Origin of the sequence: Simplicispira lacusdiani (genome assembly GCF_003604195.1) — a bacterium.
Lineage (GTDB): Bacteria > Pseudomonadota > Gammaproteobacteria > Burkholderiales > Burkholderiaceae_C > Simplicispira > Simplicispira lacusdiani.
Genome location: NZ_QXGR01000013.1, coordinates 1 through 19,061, shown reverse-complemented (window position 1 = coordinate 19,061; position 19,061 = coordinate 1). Strand labels below are relative to the sequence as shown.

21 protein-coding genes are annotated in these 19,061 nt (G+C 65.3%); 4 read left to right on the top strand and 17 right to left on the bottom strand.

The annotated features are described in order from the left end of the window. Positions 1-14 precede the first annotated feature (14 nt). From D8S75_RS15620 to flgB, 8 genes are all read right to left on the bottom strand, one after another. Positions 15-1,157 (bottom strand): flagellar basal body P-ring protein FlgI, encoded by a 1,143-nt coding sequence (locus D8S75_RS15620; protein WP_198673226.1) that lies wholly within the window; start codon positions 1,155-1,157, stop codon positions 15-17. Positions 1,158-1,370: 213 nt separating this feature from the next. Next, on the bottom strand, positions 1,371-2,075 hold the full coding sequence (locus D8S75_RS15615) for a flagellar basal body L-ring protein FlgH (RefSeq protein ID WP_119967283.1): 705 nt from the start codon (positions 2,073-2,075) through the stop codon (positions 1,371-1,373). Between the two features lie 32 nt (positions 2,076-2,107). Beyond that, on the bottom strand, positions 2,108-2,890 hold the full coding sequence (flgG, locus tag D8S75_RS15610) for a flagellar basal-body rod protein FlgG (RefSeq protein WP_119967282.1): 783 nt from the start codon (positions 2,888-2,890) through the stop codon (positions 2,108-2,110). A 31-nt stretch (positions 2,891-2,921) separates the two neighbouring features. Further along, a complete protein-coding gene (gene flgF, locus D8S75_RS15605; RefSeq protein ID WP_119967281.1) occupies positions 2,922-3,662 on the bottom strand; it encodes a flagellar basal-body rod protein FlgF in 741 nt (246 codons plus the stop codon). 32 nt (positions 3,663-3,694) lie between these two features. Further along, on the bottom strand, positions 3,695-4,954 hold the full coding sequence (flgE, locus tag D8S75_RS15600) for a flagellar hook protein FlgE (RefSeq protein ID WP_119967280.1): 1,260 nt from the start codon (positions 4,952-4,954) through the stop codon (positions 3,695-3,697). A 27-nt stretch (positions 4,955-4,981) separates the two neighbouring features. After that, on the bottom strand, positions 4,982-5,647 hold the full coding sequence (locus tag D8S75_RS15595) for a flagellar hook assembly protein FlgD (RefSeq protein WP_119967279.1): 666 nt from the start codon (positions 5,645-5,647) through the stop codon (positions 4,982-4,984). 19 nt (positions 5,648-5,666) lie between these two features. Next, positions 5,667-6,071, bottom strand: a complete 405-nt coding sequence (gene flgC, locus D8S75_RS15590; protein ID WP_119967278.1) for a flagellar basal body rod protein FlgC — start codon at positions 6,069-6,071, stop codon at positions 5,667-5,669. A 25-nt stretch (positions 6,072-6,096) separates the two neighbouring features. Then, the gene (gene flgB / locus D8S75_RS15585) at positions 6,097-6,537 is read right to left on the bottom strand and encodes a flagellar basal body rod protein FlgB (RefSeq protein ID WP_119967277.1); all 441 of its coding nucleotides are present in this window, start codon (positions 6,535-6,537) and stop codon (positions 6,097-6,099) included. Between the two features lie 207 nt (positions 6,538-6,744). Between flgB and flgA the strand changes: the two genes are divergently transcribed. From flgA to D8S75_RS15570, 3 genes are all read left to right on the top strand, one after another. Further along, positions 6,745-7,500 carry a flagellar basal body P-ring formation chaperone FlgA gene (flgA, locus tag D8S75_RS15580; RefSeq protein WP_119967276.1) on the top strand — a complete coding sequence of 252 codons (756 nt, stop codon included), beginning with the start codon at positions 6,745-6,747 and terminating at the stop codon, positions 7,498-7,500. A gap of 92 nt (positions 7,501-7,592) precedes the next feature. Further along, a complete protein-coding gene (gene flgM / locus D8S75_RS15575) occupies positions 7,593-7,913 on the top strand; it encodes a flagellar biosynthesis anti-sigma factor FlgM (RefSeq protein ID WP_119967275.1) in 321 nt (106 codons plus the stop codon). 91 nt (positions 7,914-8,004) lie between these two features. Beyond that, entirely contained in the window at positions 8,005-8,370 is a 366-nt protein-coding gene (locus tag D8S75_RS15570) for a hypothetical protein (RefSeq protein WP_119967274.1), read from the top strand. Positions 8,371-8,429: 59 nt separating this feature from the next. Here the strand turns inward: D8S75_RS15570 and D8S75_RS15565 are convergent, their stop codons facing one another. The 9 genes from D8S75_RS15565 to motA form a co-directional block, all read right to left on the bottom strand. After that, positions 8,430-9,152, bottom strand: coding sequence for an RNA polymerase sigma factor FliA (locus tag D8S75_RS15565; RefSeq protein ID WP_269814005.1), 723 nt, complete (start codon positions 9,150-9,152; stop codon positions 8,430-8,432). A gap of 1 nt (position 9,153) precedes the next feature. Next, positions 9,154-9,957, bottom strand: coding sequence for a hypothetical protein (locus D8S75_RS15560; RefSeq protein ID WP_119967273.1), 804 nt, complete (start codon positions 9,955-9,957; stop codon positions 9,154-9,156). Continuing rightward, a complete protein-coding gene (gene flhF, locus D8S75_RS15555) occupies positions 9,950-11,449 on the bottom strand; it encodes a flagellar biosynthesis GTPase FlhF (protein ID WP_119967272.1) in 1,500 nt (499 codons plus the stop codon). The genes D8S75_RS15560 and flhF overlap by 8 nt, the downstream gene beginning before the upstream one ends. Further along, positions 11,446-13,527: a flagellar biosynthesis protein FlhA gene (gene flhA, locus D8S75_RS15550; protein ID WP_119967271.1), complete on the bottom strand. Its 2,082-nt coding sequence runs from the start codon at positions 13,525-13,527 to the stop codon at positions 11,446-11,448. The genes flhF and flhA overlap by 4 nt, the downstream gene beginning before the upstream one ends. Next, positions 13,524-14,678 (bottom strand): EscU/YscU/HrcU family type III secretion system export apparatus switch protein, encoded by a 1,155-nt coding sequence (locus D8S75_RS15545; protein WP_119967270.1) that lies wholly within the window; start codon positions 14,676-14,678, stop codon positions 13,524-13,526. The genes flhA and D8S75_RS15545 overlap by 4 nt, the downstream gene beginning before the upstream one ends. 106 nt (positions 14,679-14,784) lie before the next feature. Then, positions 14,785-15,417: a protein phosphatase CheZ gene (locus D8S75_RS15540; protein WP_119967269.1), complete on the bottom strand. Its 633-nt coding sequence runs from the start codon at positions 15,415-15,417 to the stop codon at positions 14,785-14,787. 6 nt (positions 15,418-15,423) lie between these two features. After that, a complete protein-coding gene (cheY, locus tag D8S75_RS15535) occupies positions 15,424-15,810 on the bottom strand; it encodes a chemotaxis response regulator CheY (protein WP_119967268.1) in 387 nt (128 codons plus the stop codon). 66 nt (positions 15,811-15,876) lie between these two features. Beyond that, complete coding sequence (gene motB, locus D8S75_RS15530) at positions 15,877-16,815, bottom strand: flagellar motor protein MotB (RefSeq protein ID WP_119967267.1); 939 nt, start codon at positions 16,813-16,815, stop codon at positions 15,877-15,879. Between the two features lie 12 nt (positions 16,816-16,827). Beyond that, positions 16,828-17,688, bottom strand: a complete 861-nt coding sequence (gene motA, locus D8S75_RS15525; protein WP_119967266.1) for a flagellar motor stator protein MotA — start codon at positions 17,686-17,688, stop codon at positions 16,828-16,830. Between the two features lie 273 nt (positions 17,689-17,961). Here motA and D8S75_RS15520 point away from each other — a divergent pair. After that, positions 17,962-19,061 (top strand): tetratricopeptide repeat protein (locus tag D8S75_RS15520; RefSeq protein WP_119967265.1); only part of this gene is annotated, 1,100 nt, incomplete at its 3' end.

Genomic DNA, 19,061 nt, shown 5'->3' with positions numbered 1-19,061 from the left:
GCGGGGGGCGGACATCAGATGACCTCCAGCTCGGCGTTGAGCGCGCCGGCGGCCTTGATGGCCTGCAGGATGGCCAGCAGGTCCTGGGGCGTGGCGCCCAGCGCGTTGAGCGCGCGCACCACGTCGGTCAACTGCGCCGAGGGCGGCACCTGGATGATGTTGCCTGGCTCCTGGTTGATCTGGATGTCGCTCTGCTGCGACACCACCGTCTGCCCCTGCGACAGCGGGTTGGGCTGGCTGATGACGGGGCGGCTGCTGATGACGATGGACAGGTTGCCGTGCGCCACGGCGCAGGGGCCCAGGGTCACGGCCTGGTTGAGCACGACCGAGCCGGTGCGGGCGTTGATGACCACCTTGGCCGAGGGCGTCATGGACTCCAGCGGCAGCTCCTCCAGCTCGGCGATGAAGTTCACCCGCGCGCCGGGCGCGGTGGGCGCCTGGACCTGCACGGTGCGGCCGTCGAGGGCCGTGGCGCGGCCCGCGCCCATGCGGGTGTTGATGGCGTCGGCCACGCGGCGCGCGGTCTGGAAATCGGAGGCGTTGAGGCCCAGCGTGATCGAGTCGCCCTCGTGCAGCGGGGTGGGCACCGAGCGCTCCACCTGCGCGCCCTGGGGGATGCGGCCGGCGCTCAGGTGGTTGATCTGCACCTTGCTGCCGCCCGAAGACGCGCCCGCGCCGCCCACGACCAGGTTGCCCTGGGCCAGGGCGTAGATCTCGCCGTCGGCGCCGCGCAAGGGCGTGACCATCAGCATGCCGCCCTTGAGCGACTTGGCGTTGCCCATGGACGAGACGTTCACATCGATCATCTGCCCCGGCTGGGCGAAGGCCGGGAGCTGCGCCGTGACGATCACGGCGGCCACGTTCTTGAGCTGCAGCTGGCTCGTCGCGCCCGCCGGGAGGGTGATGCCCATGTTCTGCAGATAGTTCTGCATGGATTGGGTGGTGTAGGGCATCTGCGTCGTCTGGTCGCCCGTGCCATCGAGCCCCACCACCAGGCCATAGCCCGTGAGCTGGTTGCTGCGCACGCCTTGCACCGCCGCCACTTCCTTGATCCGCAGGGCATGCGCCGGGCCCGCCGCGCACAGCATCGCCATGGCCAGCAAGGACCAGAAGATGCGCAGCGCGCGTGGCAAGAGGGAATGGGACGAGGCTTTCATGGCCTCCATTGTGGGAGCAGCCGGCGGGAAATAAAACCCGAAAAGCGGCGGGTTCACCGGTCTATTGCCTGCGCCGGAGCGGACCGCGCGCGGCGCCTGGATGGCGGTGCTGGTCCCGATGGATTGAGGATAAAAATGGCACCTAGCGCTTATCTGGCAAGCGCTAGGTGCTATCTTTATGAGAGTCCTGGGGCCTGGGCTGGGCCCCGGATCTCAGAAGGGGAGGAGGGTCAGGAAAAAGCGTCCGAGCCAGCCCATGACCTGGGCTTCGTTCTGGGCGCCGCGGCCGCGCGATTCCACGCGCACGTTGGCCACCTGGGTGGAGTTGACGATGCTGCCAGGTTGCAGCGTGCGCGGGTCCACCGTGCCCGAGAAGCGCAGGACATCGACGTTCTGGTTCACGCCGATCTGCTTCTCGCCGGTCACGACGAGGTGGCCGTTGGGCAGCACGTCGACGACCGTGGCCGTGATCGAGCCAGAGAAGGTGTTGGCGCTTTCCGTGCCGCCCTTGCCGGCGAAGGTGTTGGCCGAGTTGGCGCCCAGCGCGGTCTTGTCGGTGAAGGTCTTGCTCACGAAGGGCAGGGCCGTGATGCCGGCGGAGACTTCGGAGTTGCGGTCCACCGTGGAGGAGGACTTCTGGCTCGCCGTCACGTTCTCCACGATCATGATGGTCACGTTGTCGCCCACCATGCGGGCGCGGCGGTCCTCGAAGGCCGGGCGGTAGCTGGCCTGGCTGTACAGGCTGCCGGTGACGGGTGCGGCCATGCGGGGGGCTGTCGCCAGGGGTGGGGGCGTGGTGGGCAGGATGTCGACCGGGGGCGCGGGCGACAGGCTGGCGCAGCCGGGCAGCAGCAGCGCCGCCGCCAAGGCGATGCCGCCGGCACGCAGGGTGGTCAGGGAGGCGAGGAGGTGTTTCATGGCGGGGTCCCGTGCGGTGGTCCTGGGCCGGCTCAGAGCTGGCCGAGCTTGGCAAGCATCTGGTCGGAGGTCTGGATGGCCTTGGAATTCATCTCGTAGGCGCGCTGGGTCTGGATCATGTTGACCAGCTCCTCCACCACGTTGACGTTGGAGGCTTCCAGGAAGCCCTGGCGGATGTAGCCCAGGCCGTTGGTGCCCGGCGTGCCTTGCTGGGGCTGGCCGGAGGCGGCCGATTCCTTGAACAGGTTCTGGCCGATGGGTTCCAGGCCGGCCGGGTTGATGAAGCTGGACATGGCCAGGTTGCCCAGTGGCTGGGGCGCGGTGTTGCCCGCCACGATGGCCGAGACGGCGCCGTCGGCACTGATGCTCACGCTGGTGGCGCCCTGGGGGATGGTGATGCCGTTGGCCACGGGCAGGCCGCTGGAGGTGACCAGGCGCCCCTGGGCATCGACCTGGAACGAACCGTCGCGCGTGTAGCCGATGGTGCCGTCGGGCATGGTGACCTCGAAGAAGCCGTTGCCGTTGATGGCCACGTCCAGGTTGTTCTTGGTTTCCTGGTGCGTGCCCTGGGTGAAGTTGCGGCTGGTGGCCACCGTGCGCACGCCCAGGCCCAGGTGCAGGCCGGTGGGCAGCTGGTTCTGCTCGGTGGTGTTGGCGCCCACCTGGCGCAGGTTCTGGTAGATCAGGTCTTCGAACACCGCGTTGTTGCGCTTGAAGCCGGTGGTCGAGACGTTGGCGAGGTTGTGCGAGATGACGTCGAGCTGGGTCTGCTGGGCAGACATGCCGGTCTTGGCGATCCACAGGGAATTGATCATGGTGGCTCCTTCTGGCGTTGGCCCGGGGGCGTCAGCCGTTCATGCCCAGCAGCTGGCTGGCGGTCTTGTCATTGGTTTCCGCGGTCTGCAGCAGCCGCATCTGCTGCTCGAATTGGCGCGAGGCGGCGATCATCCCGACCATGCATTCCACGGGGTTCACGTTGGAGCCCTCGATGGCGCCGGCCAGCATGCGCGCGTTGGCGTCGTTGGGCAGGGGGTTGCCCGATGCCGGGCGGAACAGGCCGTCGTCGCCGCGCTTGAGCGGGTCGTCCAGCGCGGGCGTGGCCAGCTTGAGGCGGCCCACGGCGGCGGCGGGCTGGCCCGGGGATTTGGCGGTGACGGTGCCGTCCGAGCCGAGCGAGACTTCGGCGCCCGGCGGAATGTCGATGGGCGCTCCGCCGTCCGAGAGCACGGGCAGGCCGGTGGTCGTGAGCAGCTGGCCCGTGGCCGAGACCTCGAAGCCGCCGTTGCGCGTGTAGGCCTCGGTGCCGTCGAGCCCCTGCACGCCGAACCAGGCATTGCCGATGGCCATGGCGTCGAGGTTGCGGCCGGTGCGCTGCACCGGGCCGGGCGTGTCGCGGTGGCCGGAGGTGGCTTCCAGGGCAAAGACGCGCGTGGTCGATCCTTCTCCCTGGATGGGCACGGAGCGGAAGGTCGACATCTCGGCGCGGAAACCGTTGGTCGAGACGTTGGCCAGGTTGTTGGACAGCACCGCCTGCCGGTGCGCGGCAGCGTTGGCGCCGGTCATGGAGGTGTAGATGATGCGGTCCATGGGGGCTCCGGGCGTTCAGGAATGAAGGGCTATCAGCGCAGGTTCACCAGGGTCGACATCACCTGGTCCTGCGTCTTGATGGTCTGGGCGTTGGCCTGGTAGGCGCGCTGGGCGGTCATCATGTTGACCAGCTCGGCCGTGAGGTCCACGTTCGAATCTTCCAGCGCCCCGGAGCGCAGCACGCCGAAGTTGCCGTCGCCGGGCTTGCCGAGCACGGCGGGGCCGGAATCGAAGGATTCCACCCAGTTGTTGCCGCCCACGGCCAGCAGGCCCTGCGGGTTGCGGAAGTTGGCCAGCGCGACCTGCGCTTCGGCACGGGTCACGCCATTGGAGTAGCTGGCCATGACCATGCCGTCGTTCGAGATGTTGATGCTCGTGAGGTCGCCCGAGGCATAGCCGTCCTGCGACAGGTCGGCCACGGCGAACTTGCTGCCGAACTGGGTGCAACTGGAGAAGTCGATCGTCACGGGCCAGGGGGCCGGCGGGTTGTTGGGGTTGGTCGTGGCGGGGTCCACGGTGACGGTCATCGGCACGGTGCTGGCCGTGGCGTCGTACACGCCGTTGCCGTCGAACACGACCTGGCCGATGGGCGCGGCCACCACGGGCGGGACGGCGGTGGGGTCGTCGAGCTGGGTGTACACGTCCCAGGTATTCGAGCCGTTCTTCTCGAAGTACAGGTTGACCGGGACGGCCACGCCCTGGGTGTCGTACACATTGATCGAGGTGCCGTAGGTCGAGCGCGGCGTGGGGGGGATGACTGGTGGGCCTGCGGAGCCCGCGGCGTCGTTGGCGCGCGCGTCCAGGTTCAGCGTGGCCGTGACCGTCCCCGTCTGCCGGGCCTGGATGGGCGCGCCCGTGGGGAAGCTCAGGGGTTGCGGCTCGGAGGTGGCGATGCCGGTGGTCGTGTCGACCCGGAAGCCCATCACCTGGGCACCGTCGTTGGTCACCATGTCGCCTTCCTTGTCGAGCTTGAAATTTCCCGCGCGGGTGTAGGCGGCCGAGCCGTCGGGCTGCTGCACCTTGAAGAAGCCGTTGCCGTTGATCGCCACGTCGAGGTTGTTGCCCGTGACCGTGATGTTGCCCTGGGAGAACTGCTGGGCCACGGCCGCCACCTCGACGCCGATGCCGTAGTTGCTGCCGCCGCCGGCGCCCATGGAGGAGGCCACCATGTCCGCGAACTCTGTGCGCGAGGACTTGTAGCCCGTGGTGTTGGCGTTGGCGATGTTGTGGCCGATCACGTCCAGGTTCTTGCTGGCGGCGTTCAGTCCGGAGAGGCCGTGTTGGAAAGCCATGGTGTTGCTCCTGAGGAAGATCGAAAATTACAGAATGGCCTTGATGCCCGATTGCGTGGTCATGCCGCCGCGCGAGAGTTGCATCTGCAGGGTGCCGTTGTCCATGCTGATGGCGGTGACGCTGTCGATGGCCAGCGCCGTGGAACCCACGGCGGTCTGGCCGTTGTTCGCCACGACCTTGAAGCGCAGCGTGTCGTCGCCCTCGTACTTGGATGCGTCCCAGGCGAAGTTGTAGCGCCCGGCGGGCAGCGAGCCCATTTCCACGGTGCCCACTTCCTTGCCGGCCGCGTTGAGCACCTGGACCGTGACGCTGGCGGCGGAGCCCGCCAGATCGAAGGCGCCGGTGGCCTTGCCGGTTTCGCTGTCGCGGGCCAGGGTATTGCCTTCCACGAGCACCTGGCGGCCCACCATGGCGCTGCTCTGCATCAGTTGCTGCGTGGAGAACTGGCTGACCAGGCCCTTGACGGTTTCGTTGAGCTGCTGGATGCCGGTGACCGTGTTGATCTGCGCGATCTGCGAGGTCATCTGGGCGTTGTCCAGCGGGTTCATCGGGTCCTGGTTGTTGAGCTGGGCCACGAGCAGCTTCAGGAAGCGGTCCTGCGCGGCCGTGGCGTCGTTCGCGGTGCCGGTCTTGGCCGTGGAGGTGCCCGTCCCCGAAGTGCCCGAGGTGGCGGAGGTGGCGCTGTTGATCATGGTGGCTGGTCCTGGAAAATTACTGGCCCATCTGCAGGGTCTTGAGCAACAGCGTCTTGGCCGTGTTCATGACCTCGATGTTGTTCTGGTAGGAGCGCGAGGCGGAAATCATGTTCACCATCTCCTCGACGGCGTTCACGTTCGAGTGCGTCACGTAGCCCTGCTCGTCTGCGGCCGGGTGGCTGGGGTCGTGCACGCGGCGTCCGGGCGTCTCGCTTTCCTTGATGCCGGTGACGCGCACGCCGGTGGCGTTTTCAGGGCCCATGGACTGGGTCTGGAACACCAGTTGGCGCGCCTTGTAGGCCTTGCCGTCGGGGCCGGCCACGGCATCGACGTTGGCCAGGTTGCTGGCCACGGTGTTCAGGCGCTGGGACTGCGCGCTGACCGCGCTGCCCGAGACGTTGAAGATGGAAAACATCGACATGGCAATGCTCGCTTGGAATGGCTGCTTATTGGCCCTGGATGGCGCTCAGCATGGTTTTGGCGTTCCCGTTGATGAAACGCAGGGTGGCCTCGTAGCGCACTGAGTTGTCCACGAAGTTGGCGCGCTCGCGGTCCAGGTCCACGGTGTTGTTGTCCAGCGCGGGCTGGGTCTGCACGGTGTAGCCGAGCTTGCCAGGCAGGCTGCTGCTGGGAAGTTGGGTCGAGAGCGGCATATGGCGCTGGACGGTGGCGCCGCTGCGCATGCCCGCGCTCTCCGAGGCGGGCAGGCGGCTGGCGGATTCCAGGCCGGTGGCTTCTTTCAGCGCCGAGGCGAAGTTCATGTCGCGGCCGACGTAGCCCGGGGTGTCCGCGTTGGCGATGTTGCTCGCGATGACACGCTGGCGCTCGGCACGCAGCACCAGCGCGTTACCGTGGAAATTCAGCTGTTGGGTCATCTTGTCAAGCATGGGTGCCTCACAGGTCCTGGGTTGCTCGTGCCAGAGGGCGGGAATGGGCTTCTGGCGTGGCTCGATTATGAAAATGCCCGGTTTTTTCTAAAGCGGGAAGAAAGCGGGGATTGGCCCGCAGTTCGGCGCTTCGGTGGTGTACTGGCTGCCTATAGTTCAATGGCCTGTCGCACGCGCGCAGGTCTTGCATGTTTCAGGAGGTCCGCCATGCCGTCCCATCGCTTAGAACCACAGGCCTCGCCGCAGGGCGCTGGGTCGCGCCGTCTTCCTGGGTTGCTCCGGGCTGTCCTGGGACTGGCTTTTCTGCTGGCCCTGGCGCCCGCCCGGGCGCAGATGGACCTCGGTCAGGTCACCCAGCGCTGGCTGGATGACGCGCTGCAACGCAATCCGGTGGGCTCCTCGCCGCTGCGCATGGAGGTGAGTGTCGGAACGCTGGACGAACGGCTGCGTTTGGCGCCTTGTGCCCGTGTGGAGCCATACCTGCCCCCCGGGGCGCGCCTGTGGGGGCGCACCCGCCTGGGATTGCGTTGCACGGAAGGCGTGACGCGCTGGAACGTTTACCTGCCCGTGACGGTCAAGGCTTTCGGTCCGGCCTGGGCCTTGGCAGGCGATGTGCCCGCGGGAGCCGTGCTCACCGCTGCCGATGCGGTCGAGGTGGAAGTCGATTGGGCTGCCGAGCAATCCCCCATCCTGGCTGACACGTCTCTCTGGGTGGGGCAAGTGGCGTCACGGCAGCTGCGGGCTGGCCAGGCGCTGCGCCAGGCCATGCTGCGGGCGCCCCAGGTCTTCCAGGCCGGCGCCCAGGTGCGGGTGATCGCGCAGGGTCAGGGCTATGCCATCAGCGCCGCAGGGCAGGCGATGGCCCCGGGGGCTGTAGGGCAGACTGTGCGCGTGAAAATGGATAATGGGAAAATCGTAACAGGCATTGTGAATAACGATGGGACAATAACCATCAATCTCTAGGTTTTTTTTGCGTTCTACCGCTAAAGTCTGCGCTCGACGGGTCGAAAACATTGCTACCGAGCCCCATGTTGCAAGGGGTAGTGGAGAGAGCGATGAAGATTGGACAAAAACCGGAGCTGCCAGGCGCATTGGCGCAGACAGCGCCTGCGAAGCAGGCAAAGATAGCTGCCCCGGCGGCTGAAGGGGTTGCGGCACGCAATGCGTCGGCCGCGGCTGCCGGTGTGCCCGTCACGTTCTCGAATGCGGCCCGGGCCCTGGACCAAACCAGTCGTAGCCAGGGTGATTTCGATGCCGGCAAGGTCAAGGCTGTGCGCGCGGCCATCGAAAACGGCACCTTCAAGGTCAATGCCGAGGTGGTCGCCGACAAGATGCTCGCGAACACCGAGGAATTCCTGTCCCGCGCCCGGGACTGAAATAGCCCCTCTCCCCCTGGGGCGCCTGCAGCAGCGCTCCAGGCACGACAACGGCGTACACTGACACCATCGGAGTATTGCGCCAAATACCATGCAATCAAATCTGGCCCTGGAAGCTGTCGAGAAACTGCTGGCGGAAGTGTCTTCCGCCATGCTGGCAGGAGATCCTGTGGCGCTGGAAAAAGGCAGCGCGCAACTGCGCCAGGCGGTTGCGGATTTTTCCCGGGTCATGGAAGGCATGCATGGCCAGCCGCCGCTGCCCGTGGAAATGGCGGCGCGCATCCAGCGCATCAGCGAGCAACTGACCGTGCAGCGAGACAATTTGGCCCGTGTCACGGCCCTGGTGGATCGCCAGGTGGCCAGCATCCTGCCCCAGGCGGATACCGCATCGACTTATGGCAAGACCGGGGCGGGTCCCGGTGGCGCGGTCGCACGCATCTACCGTTCGACGGGCTGAAATGCGAACGCCAGCACGAGGCTGGCGTCGGTCTCCGGAAGGGCTGCCGTCTGGCGGTCTCAATGGCTGCGCATCTTGGCCCGAAGGCGGGCGATGGATTGGCTGTGCAGCTGGCAAACCCTCGATTCAGTCACGCCCAGGACTGCGGCGATTTCCTTGAGATTCATGTCGTGCTCGTAGTACATGCCCATGATGTACTGCTCGCGTTCGGGCAACGACTGGATGGCACTGACGAGGGAAGAGCGAAGGCGCTGGTCGCGCAGCAGGGACATCGGGTCCGTGCCGGATTCGGCCACTTCGTGCCGTTCCAGGAACCCCTCGTCATCGTCGTTCCCACGCGACATGTCTTCCAGGTACACCAACTGGGTCCCGCGCACCTTGCTAAGCAGGCTCTGGTAATCGGCCAGGGTCATATCGAGTTCCACGGCAATTTCTGATTCGAGCGGGCTGCGGCCGAGCTTCTGCTCCAGCCGCTGCACGGCTTTTTCGATGTCTTTCTGGCTTTTGCGCGAACTGCGGGACATCCAGTCGCTGTCGCGCAGCTCGTCGAGCATGGCGCCGCGGATACGCTGTGTGGCGAAGGTCTCGAACTGAACGCCCTGGCTCACCTCATAGCGTGTCAGTGCGTCGCTCAGACCGATCATCCCGACCTGGATCAGGTCGTCCAACTCCACATTGGCCGGCAGCTTGGCAATCATGTGGTGCGCAAGCCGACGGACCAGCGGAACATACTGGCGGATCATCGCATCGCGATCAAGCTGGCCTTTGGCTGTGTATGTCACTTCAATGGCTCTGAACGATGTGCGCGGGAATGTCTGCCGTGAAATGGGATGGTAGCGCAGATGCCGCCCCCGGTGCACTGATGGTGCACGCGTTTTCCAGCAGTTGCAAGGCCAGACGCTGCAGATCTTGCGGGCTGCCGGCCTGGATCGAGGATGTGCGTATCTGCTGTCCCAGGTGCTGGCTGGCACACAGGCGCAGGGAGCGCAGACTGTCGTCGGCCAACTGGCGCTGGCCGGGGGTGTCGGAATGGGTCACGCAGGCCACCATGCCTGCGAGGCCGGCATGCAGCGCCAGGTGCTTGAGCTGCCGGTAGCTGTTCACCACGCCTGCTTTTCCCGGCGCCATGATGAGCAGGGGGGCGGTCAGGGTGCCGGCCATCAGCGGAGAAGCCAATGTGGCCACCGGGGCATGCAGTACCACCATGGCATAGCGGCGGAACAGCGGCTGCAGAACCTGCAGCGGTTGTGCCGGCTGCCGGGGATGGCGGGCCAGGGCCTGCAGCCCCAGTGCGGCGGGGAGGACGGCGAGGGTGGAGGTGTCGCCCTGGCCGCCCAAGCCGGCACCGACGCTCCAGGGGTCGTGCGCGAGCAGGTCCTTCAGGCCAGGGGTGGCGTCGCTCTCGCGGGCCGTGCCGTCGAGCACCACGACCGGGTAGCCCAGCCGCTGCAGGTGCAGACAGACATGCCAGAGTGTCTCCAGGCTGTATGCCTCGTCCTGCGGGCTGGCCACCGCCACCAGCCGCAGTTCGTCCTGCGGCGTGTGGCTGTGCAGGCTGATGCCTTGGTGGAAACCGATATCAAGCATCGACGAGCCCCTTTTCATGCAGGTGGTCGGGCGTGTGCGAGAAGAAGAAGTTCAGGTCCGATGCGATGGGATCGAAGGCCGAACGCACGGGGGAGCGCATCGAGGCGCTGACGAGCTTGTGCGCGTCGGCAGCCTCCCAGTCCTCGGGAACGCGCTGGCCGTTGGTTACGCCGCGCAGCACCATCTGGTGGCGGATCAGGGCATCAAGCGAGGGGCCCAGTTTCACTGCTTCGTCCACCTTGGAGAGGATGGCCTGCTGCGAGCCGTCGGTCTTGAAGGCGGTGAGCGTTTCGTCCAGGGTATCGCCGTGGCAGCCGGCGTTGAGCACCAGCAGGCGGTTGACGTGGGGCAGATTCAGCACGTCGAGCATGTCGCGCTTGCGCGGGTCGCGAGGCGCCACGCCCGTGGTGTCGATCAGCACCATCTTCTTGCTGCCGAGCAGGCCCAGCAAGTCCTGCAGGGCGGCGCGGTCGTGGGCCAGATGGGCCACGATGCCGAGCATGCGGCCATAGGTGCGGAGCTGGTCGTGGGCTCCCACGCGGTAGGTGTCCAGCGTGATCAGGCCCACGCTGCCGGGGCCATGGATGCGTGCGCACATCGCTGCCAGCTTGGCCGTGGTGGTGGTCTTGCCCACGCCGGTGGAGCCCACCAGCGCGTAGATGCCGCCTTCTTCGTAGAGAGGGCGCTCGCCGGCATCGGTGCGCAGGTTGCGCTCCAGCACTTCCATCAGCCAGCGCACCGATTCGGCGGCGTCCATGTCCTCGGGCATGCGCTCCAGGATGGCGCGTGCCAGCGAGGGCGAATAGCCGGCGCGGATCATCTTGAGCATCAGATTCGACTGGATCGGGTTCTGGCGCGCCTGGCCCAGCCAGGAGAGCGTGTTGAAGCGGTCCTCGATCAGGTCCTTCATGGCCTGGAGTTCCTGCATGAGCGCCTGGGGGGGCACGGCGGGCGTTGCCAGGGTCGGTGCGGGTGCCTCCCGGCGCGTGCTCCGGGCCACCGGGATCTCGTGCTGGACGGGGGGCTGGGTGGGTCGCAGTGGATTGTGGCGCACCACTTGCGGCGCGGCCACGCGTTCGCGCGGGAGCTCCGTTTCGCGCTCCTGCAGGGCGGAGGCCAGGGGCGAGGTGTCCTGCAGGGCTTCATGGCGGCGGCGCAGCATGCGCTCGCGCACGTAGTCCTGGAACGAGAGCGTGCTCATGGCCAGCTGCTCGGTGTCTTCCTTCACCGGATTGCGTGTTTCCAGGGCCGCGCGCTCCTGCAGCGAGCGGCGCGGCGCGGCGGGTGCGCTGGCGGGCTCGGGGCGGCGCTCCGCCAGGCGGGCTTCTGCGCCCTGGTCGAGCGTTCCGAGCGTGTCTTCGGCGGTGGCCACCACCTCGACGCCGTTGGCGGTAGGGCGGTTGGACAGAATGAGCGTGCCCTCTCCGAACGCCATGCGCGCCTTGGCCAGCGCTTCACGGGACGTGGCAGCGTGGAAGCGTTTGATGTTCATGCCGATGCTCCTTTAAGGATGGGGCCGATGCGGATCGTGTGGGTTTCAGGGATCTCGCTGTGGGCGAGCACCTGGAGCCGGGGCGCCACGCGGCGCACCAGGCGGGAGATGGCGCCGCGGATCTGGTCGGGTACCAGCAGGCAGGCCGGCAGGCCCATTTCTTCCTGCTTGAGCGCGACCTCGGCGGCCTTTTGCGTCAGGATGTCGGCGACGCCCGGGTCCAGTGCCGGACCGGCGGCGTTGCCCAGGGCCTGGACCAGCAGGCGCTCCAGGCCGGGTTCGATGGCGATCACGTTGAGTTCGCGGGTCGCGCCATAGATCTGCTGCACGATGGCCGGCGAGAGGGCGATGCGCACGCGGCGCGCCAGTTCCACCGGGTCGGAGATGCTGCCGGCGAATTCTGCGAGTGTTTCGATGATGGTGCGGATATCGCGGATGTGCACCGATTCCTCCAGCAGCAGCTGCAGCACTTTCTGGAACGTTGCGATCGAAACCATTTTGGGAACCACTTCTTCAATCAGTTTGGGGGCCAGCTTGGCCACGTGCTCCACCAGTTGCTGGGTTTCTGTCCGGCTGAGCAGCTTGGCGGCTTGCACTTGCATCAAGTGTGACAAATGTGTCGCCATCACGGTTTCCGAATCAACCACGGTAAAACCGGCCATTTGCGCCGCTTCCTTCTGGCGTTCGTCGATCCAGTGCGCGGGCAGGCCGAAGGCCGGGTCGGTGGTGGGGGTGCCGATCAGGGGCGTGGTGATGCCGCCGGGGTTGATAGCCAGGTGCATGCCCGGGAAGGCCTCCCCTTCGCCCACCACCACACCGCGCAGCGTGATGCGATAGCCGCTGGGCTTGAGTTCCAGGTTGTCGCGCACATGCACGGGGGGCGGCAGGAAGCCCACTTCCTGGGCGAACTTGCGCCGCACGCCCTTGATGCGCGTGAGCAGGTCGCCCTGGCGGGACTTGTCGACGAGGGCGATCAGGCGATAGCCCAGCTCCAGTCCCAGCAGATCCACGGGTTGCAGATCGTCCCAGGTGGCCTCGCCGTCGCCCACCGGGGCGGCTGGCGCCTCCACGGGTGGGGGAGCCTTGGCGCGTTGCATCAGCACCCAGGCCATGTAGCCCAGCAAGGTGCCCACGCTCAGGAACACGATATGGGGCATGCCGGGGATGAGGCCCAGGAAGATCAGAATGCCGGCCGTGATGCCCAGCACGCGTGGCGAGGTGAACAGCTGGCGCACGATCTGCTGCCCCATGTCCGAGTCCTTGCCCACGCGGGAAATCACCATGGCCGCCGCCACCGAGATCAACAGGCCGGGGATCTGGGCCACCAGGGCATCACCCACCGCCATCAGGATGTAGGTGTCGGCGGCCTTGGATGCGGACAAGCCGTGCTGCAGCATGCCGATGGCGAAGCCCCCGACGATGTTGATGAGCAGGATCAGGATGCCGGCCACGGCGTCACCGCGCACGAATTTGGAGGCGCCATCCATGGAGCCGAAGAAGTTGGCTTCTTCCTGCACCTCGGCGCGGCGGCGCTTGGCTTCGGCTTCGTCGATGAGGCCGGCGTTCAGGTCGGCATCGACGGCCATCTGCTTGCCAGGCATGGCGTCGAGGGTGAAGCGTGCGGAAACCTCGGCGATGCGCTCTGCGCCCTTGGTGATCACGATGAAGTTGATCACCACGAGGATGGCGAACACGATCAGGCCGACGGCGAAGTTGCCGCCGATCAGGAAGTGGCCGAAGGCCTCGATCACGGCGCCTGCAGCGCCCGGACCGGTGTGGCCTTCGAGCAGCACCACGCGGGTGGATGCCACGTTGAGGGACAGGCGCATCAACGTGGTCAGCAGCAATACGGAGGGGAACGCCGCGAAATCCAGCGGCTTGAGCATGTAGGCGGCCACCATCATCACCATCAATGCCACGGCAATGTTGATGGTGAAGAAGGTGTCGAGCATCCATGCGGGGATCGGCAGCACCATCAAGGCCAGGATGGCGACCACCAGCAGCGGCGCGGAAAGTCCCTGGACGGCGGACGCATTGGCGCCGGCCCATTGCTGTGCGGATTTCAGGGAGAGGTTCATGGCTGCTTACCTTGGTGAGGTGCTTTGTGCAGCGGATCGAGTTCCGGCGGCACGTAGGGATCGGGTTGCGCTTCGGGCATGCGGCCTTCGCCGCGCATGGCGGCCTTGAGCCGGTAGACGTAGGCCAGGATTTGTGCCACGGCGGTGTAGAGCGTGGCCGGGATGGGCTGGTCGAGTTCGGCGTGCGCGTAGAGGGCACGTGCCAGCACAGGCGACTCCAGAACCGGCACGCTGTGCGATTTGGCGATCTCGCGGATCTTCAGGGCCACCAGATCCGTGCCCCGGGAGATGACCTGGGGAGCATGCATGGTCTGGTCGTCGTATTTCAGTGCCACGGCATAGTGGGTCGGGTTCATGACCACGAAATCGGCCTTCGGAACCGCCGTGATGCTGGCGCGATCGGCGATCTCGCGCTGGCGCTGGCGCAGCTTGCCCTTGATTTCGGGATTGCCCTCGGATTCCTTGTGCTCCTGCTTGACTTCCTCGTGCGACATCTTCAGGCGGTCCTTGAAGAAGAAGGCTTGCAGGGGTACATCGACCAGCGCGACGAGGAACACCACCAGGAGCAGCATGCCCAGGCCCGATGTCAGCCAGCTCGCGACATGCTGGAGGGCGGCTGGCGAGGGCTGCAGAACCAGCAAGGCCACCTGGCTGATGCTGCCGTCCAGGTGCTTCCAGGCGACGGCGGAAAGAATACCCGTCATCAACACCATCTTGGCCACTGTGGCCATCTGTTGCTTGGAGAACAGGTTGGCCGTGCCGGAGATTGGGTTCAGGCGGTTGAACTGGGGCGAAATGGGCTTGAAGCTGAAAACCCAGCCGCCAGCGCCGATGGCGCTGAGCAGTGCCGCGGCCCCCGTCAGGAAGGCAAAAACGGCGCTCACCATGATGCCCACGGCCGCCATGCTTTGCAGGCGGGTCAGCATGCTGCCGGTGGCCAGGACCGTGGTGGAATCGAATCTCAGTTGCTGCTCCAGGGCGCGGAGCAACTGGTCGGAAAGCGGGTGAGCAAAGACCAGCATGGCAGCGGCTCCCGTGCCGAGGATGGCCAGGTGGGAGAGGTCGCGTGAGCGTGCGGCCTGGCCGTCGGAGCGTGCTTTCTGTAGCTTTCGCTCCGTGGCGGGAAGACTGCGATCTTGGCTCGATTCCATGGTGGCATGACGGCTGGTGTCATGCCATTGTCGCGAGGGGGGCCGGAATCTAAAGCCCGAAAAGGCGGGGCTGGCCCGCTCTTATTCCGTGCTGGTGGCGTGGCGCTCAGAAACCGAGGCTGGCCAGCAGGTCGTCCACCTGCGACTGGTCGGTGACGACGTCGGGGGTTTTCTCCGGGTCGACGACCGGGCCGGCGAGATGCTCGCGCTGCGGTTCGACGGGAGGTGGAACGGCATTTGGTGGCGCAGTCTGGATCACCAACTGCACCAGTTGCTGCTCGATGGTCGCTGCCAGGGTCACCACGCGCGCAATCACCTGGCCGGTCAGGTCATGGAAGTCCTGGGCCATCATGATTTCCGTCAGATGCTCATCCGAAACCTTGGTGATTTGCTCCACGTCGGTGAGGTAGTTCATGATCTCGCCCTTGGCGACGGCGGCCACCGGGTCCTTGACCAGCGCCGTGATCATTCGGCGGGACTCCGCCGCCAGGTGGTCGTTCTGGGCCTTGGCATGCTCGACCCGGGTCAGCACCTTCTCGGCGGCCTCGCCCGTCAGGCGGGCGATATAGGACAGGCGGCTTTGAGCATCGGGCAATTCGCCCATGGTGCCGCGCAATTGGTCGGCATACCCCAGTTCCTTGAGGGCGTCGTGGAGCTGGCGCGTGAGCGCCCCGATCTTCTGGTGAACATCTCCATCCGGCAGAGGAGCGGACTCAGGCAGGGTGTTGTCGGTGTCCATGGCGCCTCACAGCCCAGCTTTCTTGATGATCAGAGTGACCTTTTCTTCCAGAGTCGCCTTGGTGAAGGGCTTGACGATGTAGCCGGCGGCACCGCCCTGGGCAGCGGCAACGATGTCTTCCTTGCGGGCTTCCGCCGTGACCATGAGCACCGGCAGGTGCTTCAGCTTTTCGTCGGCCTTGATTTCGCCCAGCAGCTGAAAGCCGTTCATGTTCGGCATGTTGATGTCGGTGACGACGAAGTCGAACTTGCTGCTGCGCAGCTTGTTCAGCGCGGCGACGCCGTCCTCGGCCTCGTCGGCCTCGGTGAACCCGCTTTCCTTGAGCAGGTTACGAACAATGCGCCGCATCGTGGAGAAGTCGTCAACGATCAGGAAGCGAAGGGCTGTGGTCACTTGGGACCCTTTCGGTCGGAAATTACTGTGTGAATTGTCATGGATGAGCAAGAGGGTGACAAGTTGTTACCTCTTCCCGTCGGTGGGGGGATTCTCGCTCTTTTCTTCGGGCAATTGTGCCGCAGGGAGGCCTGAGATGCTTTTGCCCAGCAGCCGTTCTTCGGCTTCCCGCGTCAGAACCGTGATCGTAATGCGCCGGTTGGAGGGCGCGCGCGGGTTTTCCTGCTCCAGCAGATCGCTGGCGGCCAGGCCGACCACGCGTGCCAGTTTGGAGTCGGGCATGCCGGCGGCCACCAATTCGCGCCGTGAGGCGTTGGCGCGATCGGCGGACAATTCCCAGTTGCTGTAACCCCGATCGCTGTTGCTATAGGGCACGGCATCGGTATGTCCCGCCAGGCTGATCCTGTTTTCCACGCCGGCCAGAGAGGAGCCGATGCCCCGCAGGATGTCGCGCATGTAGGGTTTGACCAGGGCGCTGCCGCTGTCGAACATGGGGCGGTTCTGGTCATCCACGATCTGGATCTGCAGACCGTCGGGTGTCAGATCCATCCGGATTTGCGAGCGGTATTCGTTGAGGACCTGATTGGCCGTGATGATGGAGTCGATCTTGGCCTGCAGCGCCTTGATGCGCGCCTGATCCTGGCGGGCCATCTCGGCGCGCATCTGCTCGGGTGTCATGCGCCGCTGTTTATCTACATCGGAATCGGAGCGCCTCACCTGTCCGTGCACTTTGCTCAGATCATTGCCGCCGCCAGGAATGATGCTGGAGCTGTTGCCCGCGCCGTCGCCACCCACCATGGCCACCTTGAGGGGGGCGTTGAAGTAATCGGCAATCCCCTGCAGTTCGCCCTTGGCCGTGGAACCGAGCAGCCACATCAGCAGGAAAAAGGCCATCATGGCCGTCACGAAGTCGGCGTAGGCGATCTTCCAGGCACCGCCATGCGCCGCGTGACCGCCCTTCTTGATGCGCTTGACGATGATGGGCTGGAGTTTCTTTTCGGCCATATCGGTCTGTGCTTACTTCTTGCCCTTCACATGGCTTTCCAGCTCGGTGAAGCTGGGGCGGTCGCCTGAGAACAGCACCTTGCGGCCAAATTCGATGGCCGTGGCCGGGTTGTAGCCCTGCATGCTGGCCAGCAGGGTCGACTTGATGCATTGAAGCTCCTTGGCGGCATCCTCGGTCTTCTGCTCCACCAGGCCCCCCAGGGGCTCCACCACGCCGTAGGCCAGCAAGATGCCCAGGAACGTGCCCACCAGGGCCGAGCCAATCATGCCGCCCAGCACCGACGGGGGTTGCCCCACCGAGCCCATGGTGTTCACCACGCCCAGCACGGCGGCAATGATGCCGAAAGCAGGCAGGGCACCCGCCAGACGGGCCAGCGCTGCGACCGGGGCATGGGCTTCTTGGTGGTGGGTTTCGATTTCGCTGTCCATCAAGGCCTCGATCTCGTGGGCATTGAGGTTGCCGGACACCATCATTCGCAGGTAGTCCGTCATGAATTCGATCACATGGTGGTCCGACCCCACGGTGGGGTATTTCTTGAAGATTTCCGATTCATGGGGGGCTTCCACATCCTTTTCGATAGCCATCAGGCCTTCCTTGCGCGCTTTCTGCAGGATGTCATACAGCATGGCCATCAGCTCCATATAGCGGGCCTTGGTGTATTTGGAGCCCTTGAGCGCCATGGGAATGGCCGCCATGGTTGCCTTGAGCACCTTGGGCTGGTTGTTGACCACGAAGGCGCCCAGAGCGCCGCCCAGGATGGTGACGGTCTCGAAGGGCAACGCTTTCAGGATCACCGCGATGTTGCCGCCGTGCAGTATGTACACCCCGAAGATGCAACCGAAGGCGACGATGTAACCAATGATGACGAACATGGGGTGATTTTGGCAGAGTCTGCAGTGGTGATGGGCGCCAACAAGCGCTGTTCAAAACCGCCTGATTAGGTTGTCGTGGGTCAAAGTCCGTGCTTCCAATGTATCGGATCACCAGAAATTCTGGAAAAACGGCAGTGTGTTGGTGCCGATTCTGGAGAAGTACCAGCAGGCCGATGGGGGAAGGTAAGTGGGAAAAAGACCACAACTCCGGTTCTCTGTGCTCGACAGAGTGCATATTCTCAAGGCATACGCCACTCTGCCGCCACCACGCTGATGATTGAATCTTCCCTGCCGCTGGTTTCCGGAGAACCGGGAGAAACCCCCGCTCTCGATGAAATACTGGCGCGTGCCATTGCACACCACAAGGCCTGGGAGTATGTCGAGGCCGAACGCTGCTACCGCGACCTCCTGGAACTGTCGCCCGAGCACTCGGATGCGCACCACAACCTGGGGGTGCTGCTCGCGGTTCAACTCATGCGCCCCCAGGAGGCGTTGCCCCACTTGGAGGCGGCGCTCAACGCCAATCCGGCCAATGCGCAATTCTGGTTCAGCTACCTTGATGCATTGCTGAGAGTGGGGCATGCCGATATGGTGCAGCAACTGCTGCCCATGGCACAGGCTGCGGGTCTGAACCGTGCGGTGACCAACGCCTTGCTGGAGCGTATTGCCACCGTGCAGGAGGGGGGCGTAACGCAGGCCGCCGAGAACGCGCAGGGCACGGAGCCCGTGGCGAATGCAAGCCGCCGCCATGCCGAGGCACCCACGCGCAAGGCCATGCAGGCCTTGGCTGGGATGTTCCAGCGTGGCGCCTATGCCGAGGGGGAGCAGCTGGCGCGTGCCATGGTGGCCGATTTCCCGGACAGTGGCTTTGCCTGGAAGGCCTGGGGCGCCATGTTGCAGCCGCTGGGGAAAATCGATGAGGCGCTGCTGGCCAAGCGGAAGGCGGCCCAGCTGTTGCCCAATGATCTTGAAGCGCAGAGCAATCTGGGCAATGCCTTGTATGAGCACGGAAGGACCGACGAGGCCATTGATGTCCTGATGCGCGTGGTGCAGCTCAATCCCGGGCATGCCGAGGCGTACAGCAACCTTGGCTTGGCGCTGGCGCAGGCCGGAAGGTTGCGCCAGGCACGCGAGGCCTTTGAGCGAGCGCTCGCCATCCAGCCGGATTTCGCGGTTGCATGGAACTATGTCAGCGGCGTGTACAACGTGCTGGGCATGCTGGATGAAGGCATCGCGGCCTTGCGCCGCGCACTGGAGCTGAAGCCGGATTACCGCATCGCCCTGGACAACCTGCTGTTCACGCTGAACTACCACCCGGACAAGAGCGCGGAGGAGATCTACGCGGCCTACGAGGAATACGAGGAGAGGTTCGG